Here is a 5,067-nt window from a genome sequence, read left to right on the forward strand (position 1 = left end):
GAACAAGACCCTATAATCGGGGCAAGTGCTTCTATTTTAAGAAGTCCGGTTGCCGTTTTCGTTTCTACCCTTTGATAATTCGAAGAAACATAAGCCCCTTTTACCCATAATCCCGCTTCTGCTGCTCGACGGTTAGCTAAACCCGCAAGAGGCTTCCCACCGACCTTATTCCATTTCTGTAATTCTAAGGGTACGGCTTCATAATCGCCTTGATTAAGCTTCTTCAATAAGGTTGACTTGCGAAAAGCAGCTGTTCCTACATTATAGCAAAATGAGACCAATGCCGCGAATTGGCAATCCGTTAACGAAACCGTCACCGATTCCTCTACCGTCTTCTCAAATTGCTTTAAGTCTTCACAAAGGATTTCTTCTGCTTGCTTTTGGCTAATACACATGCCTTTTTTGACAAGGGGGTGACCCGCATTGCTGGTGTGACCATAACCAATCGTCCAGATACATGCCGTGTCTCTATATGCCTCTAAACGCAAACCTTCCCATTGTTTGATAAGCTCTAATCCTTCTTTCGATATCTTTCTCATCTGACGCTCCATAAAAAAAGCCCCACAAAAGTGGAGCTGGATAAAAATGTTTTCTTATGATCTCTATTGGCTATGCTCTTTGATCAGTTGCTCGACTTCTTCAACACGAAAGCCAAGTTGAAAGAGCGGCGCATAGTCGCTTTCCTGTAATTCATACTGACAACGCTTTTCTACAAAATCACCATTTAAATCAAACGGCATGGTTGTTGTTAGACAAACCTTATGCGTGTCATCTTCAATCCCCTCTTCTCCCTCTCCAAGCTCTTTAACAAAAACCCAATAAAAACGTGTTGCTAAAAGATTCCCTAGCCTTCTTACTGTTTCAACTTTGTCAAAAGAAAGCATGTTCAGATAATCTTCTTTGCTATTTAAATGTTCTGGATAATCTATCATCTCTCCCTCCTAAACAAAATGACGCGTATGGCTACATCCACGCGCCGCAACTTGTTCATTTCCACCATTGACGATCATGGCGGCTCGAGTAAAACGCCCATTATCCGTTGTATTACTCCAGCTACCACCCCCTAACAATGCTCTCATTTCAAACGTATTTTGCGTACGGCTTATGGGTATAGGAAACGTGCCCGATAAAAATTGCCAAACATAACCGCAACCATCCTCACAACCGATATGCGAGATCATTCGACGATTCGCCGTATCCTTATATCCACCTGAAACCTTAGAGGTTGGTTCTTTCTTGCCAACAATATGTGTCTTTTCATTGCTTCCATACATAGCAGAAGCAAACGCTTCATCACTCAGTAAAGATTTTTTAACACGCGCCATATCTGTTACATGTTCGGTATAATTACGGTTTGTTGTTATATTGGTACGATACATTGATTTCGTATTTTCACCCGTCCCTGACTGAAGATAAATATCAACCCAAAGATCTTGCAAAGGATCATAAACCATACCTTCTGGTGAACTATGCGGGCGGTGATTGAGACACCAAACTGAATTGGGTAAAATATCCCCTGCCCTATAACCAGACAAGGGGTGACCGGAAATCGTACCAACATCCGCACAGAGCGTATGAAACCCTCCTATCTTTCGCGAATTACTCACTGTGTAATCCCTTGGATACGTAGAGTTTTCTGATAAAACAAATTTATGAGACTGTCCTCCATCAGAAACCAAATAAACATAATAATCCTTCCCCGCCGAAAGAGAAGGAACGCTTATTCTTGTATCTACCGTATAACTTGCAACCAAAATATCATTGCCTAATGCCAAAGTTATGCGTGTTCCTTTTTTCAAGGTTAATTGCGCTTTGCCTGTCGCTACAAGAAACGGTGTGGAAATTGAAAGAACCGTTAAATTGGACTGTTTTAGTAAATTGTTTACCTCTTCCGCTAGCGCTTTTGCCTGTGAAGCTACTGTATGGGCTGTTGTTGCCGTTGCTAGGGAACTCTTGATCCCTCCAAGCTCTTGTTTCGTCATATCGGCTGTTTTTTTGGCTTCTTCTGCTGTCCTTTTCGCTCTATCGGCTACTTCTTTGGCTTTTTCGGCTTCGCTCTTGGCTTGATAAGCTTGTGAATCTGCCGACTCGGCTTTTTTCTTGGCTTCTTCTGAGTACATCCGCGCTAAACTTACGGGGGCTTTAAAATTCTCAACCACTTGGTTGATATCGATAACCCTACTCCTCGCAGACGAGGCTATTTTCTCTGCATTTTCTGCCTGATTGCGCGCTTGCGTCGCATCATGTCTTGCATAACCAGCAGACTCCTTGGCTTCCTTGGCTATTTTTTGTGCCTCTTCCGCTTCTTCTTCTAAAGACGCGGCTTTCTTACCCGCTGTTTCGGCTGCCCTCTGCGCCTCTCCTGCTATATATTTTGCATTACTCGCTATTTCCTTGGCTTTTTCTACTTCATTCTTGGCTTCATACGCTCGTGAATTGGCTGCTTCTGCTATTTTCTTGGCTTCCTCGCCTGCCGTTTCTGCTAAACTTGCTATAGTCTTAGCGTTATCTGCCACTTCCTTCGCGTTGTTAGCTGTACTACTAGCATTATAAGCTATATTTTTCGCAGATTCTGCCTCACTACGAGCTTGCCTCGCATCATTTTCGGCATAAACAGCTTTCTGTTTGGCTTCCTTCGCTGTTTTTTCTGTCTCTTCTAGCTTGTCTTCTAAAGATGATGCTAAAGACGCTGCCTTTTTACCCGCCGCTTCTGCCGCTTTCTGTGCTTGTTCTGCTGTATATTTTGCACTATTAGCTATTTCCTTGGCTTTTTCGGCTTCGCCCTTAGCTTGATAGGATTGTGAATCTGCTAATTCCGCTTTTTTCTTGGCTTCGTCTGCATATGTCCGTGCTAAACTTGCTATAGTCTTAGCGTTATCGGCTACTTCCTTCGCGTTGTTAGCTGTACTCCACCCTTGATGAGCTGTGTTGCCTGAATTTTCCGCTATCTTCTTGGCTTCATCTGCGTACGTACGCGCTAAACTTGCTATAGTCTTAGCGTCACCTGCTACTTCCTGCGCTTTATTGGCATTACTCCATCCTTCATGAGCTGTACTTTTTGCCTTTTCTACCTCACTGCGCGCTTGTGCCGCCTCATGGTTAGCATAACCTGCTGTCTGTTTGGCTTCTTTTGCTATCTTTTCAGCTTCACCCGCTACTGTCTCTACCTGTGATGCCTTCTTTTGTGCACCATCAGCTACCTTCTTTGCCTCTTCGGCTATAGACTTCGCACTATTGGCTAATTGTTTTAGACCATCCAAAGCACCTTTCGTTTCTTCTGCTACCTTCTCTACTGCTTCCGCTTTACGCTTCGCCTCTTGTGCTATGCCCTTCACCGCTTCTGCATTCACCTGCCCTGCCGTCTCTCCTGAACGCGCCGCAGACTCTGCTACCGCTTTCGCTTCCAAAGCTATTCTAGAGGCTTCTGTTGTGCTCTGTTGGGCTTGCTCCGCTTTCGCTATTGCACTATCTGCTGCACTTTTCGCTTCTAAGGCTGTCGCTTTGGCGCTCCTTGCTTCTTCTTTTGCTTCTTCTGATAAGCTTTTTGCACTAGAGGCGGTTTGACTTGCTTGTTCACTCGTGGATTTCGCTTCAATCGCAACAGTCTCTAAATTTTCTACTTTAGATTTCGCATCGCTAGCCTCTTTTACAGCTTGCTCTACTTTCGCTGTCGCCTTATCAACGGCGCTTTTTGCTTCCTCCGCCAAACCCTTCGCCTCAGATGCCGTACTCTTAGCTTCTCTTGCTTCTGTTAATGCTGTAGTCGCTGTAGATTTTGCTTCATTCGCAACTGCCTCTACACTTTCGGCTTTAGCCTTTGCTGTTTCTGCTGTCTCCTGTGATGCTGCTGCCAACCGTTTTGCTTCTTCTGATAATGTTTTAGCTGCCTCAGCACTCCCTTTCGCATCATTGGCTATACTAGATGCCCCGCCCGCTGTTGTTTTCGCAGAAGTCGCTTCTCTTAATGCCTGTTCTGATGCCTTTTGCGCCTCTGTAGATGCCGTATTCGCTTTTTCCGCTAAACTTTTCGCCTCTTCTGACGTGCTTACAGCTGCCTCTGATTGTGATTTGGCTTCTCTTGAAGCTGTTAATGCTGTCTCTACTCCCGCTTGTACTTGTGAGGCTGTTTTTGTGAGTTCTGTAACAGAAGATGTCGCACCTTCTGATAACTCTTTTGATTGTTCTGCAATATCCTTGGCATCATCGGCTGCCTGTTTGGCTCCATCTGCCTTTAGACTTGCTTGCATGGCTACAGTCTTAACTTCATGACACGTTGCTACCGCCGTCGCTGCTACTTGCGTCGTCTCTGTTGCTGTTTGTGAAGCTTCTCTTGCTGTTTGTTCTGCACGCGTTGCAATGGTCTTCGATTCATCGGCTAACCTCTTGGCTTCGGTCGATAAATTAACAGCATTCTCACTGCTCTGTTTGACCTCTTCAAAACGTTGTAATGCCGTAGCCAATGAACCTTTCGTACTATTGATTTCCCCTGAGGCTCTATCGACTGCTCCTTTTGTCTCTTCTGCCATGCGCTTCGCTGCATCAGAAGTATTCTTGGCTTCTTCTGCTAAGCCATTGGCTGTATCCGCTGTCTCTTTCGCAAGGCTAGCCGTTGTCGTCGCTGCTTTAGCTTCTTCCTTCGCTTCATGAGACGTCGTAAGCGCTGTTGTCGCTGTTTGAACTGTTTTCGTCACTTCGCTAAGCGCTTGTTCCGAAACCCTCTTCGATTCTTCTGCAACCTGTTGCGCGCCATTCGCACGCGACATGGCTTTTTCTGCTTCTTGACGTGCATTAACAACCTGCTCTAACGGCGCAAAGGTTTCATACGAATACAAAGATGCCGTCCCTAAAAGCTTCGGAACAACAACGCTGTCTTGAGAAGTTCCTGCTATCATTTCTTCTTTCGTTGCAACAGGTATCAAATATTCATGTTCATGATCGGGTATCTTCATCTGTTTTCGTCCTCACATCATTCAGAGCACTTCGTCTAATGAACACTCTTTCAAATCTTCAAACTCTTCTCTTAAGGTCTCTAAGCGCTTCTCTAAATCTTTCAGTGAACCATCAAGC

At 44.9% G+C, this 5,067-nt stretch carries 3 protein-coding genes; all 3 read right to left on the reverse strand.

Annotated features, from left to right (window positions below; translation table 11 throughout):
• Positions 1-539 (reverse strand): lysozyme (locus tag ACFIL7_RS08990; RefSeq protein ID WP_375683531.1); only part of this gene is annotated, 539 nt, incomplete at its 3' end.
• 63 nt (positions 540-602) lie between these two features.
• Positions 603-932, reverse strand: coding sequence for a hypothetical protein (locus tag ACFIL7_RS08995; protein WP_375683532.1), 330 nt, complete (start codon positions 930-932; stop codon positions 603-605).
• A gap of 9 nt (positions 933-941) precedes the next feature.
• On the reverse strand, positions 942-4,949 hold the full coding sequence (locus ACFIL7_RS09000) for a hypothetical protein (protein ID WP_375683533.1): 4,008 nt from the start codon (positions 4,947-4,949) through the stop codon (positions 942-944).
• Positions 4,950-5,067: the final 118 nt, after the last annotated feature.

The organism is Bartonella sp. AP3QHHD, assembly GCF_042195765.1.
GTDB lineage: Bacteria > Pseudomonadota > Alphaproteobacteria > Rhizobiales > Rhizobiaceae > Bartonella.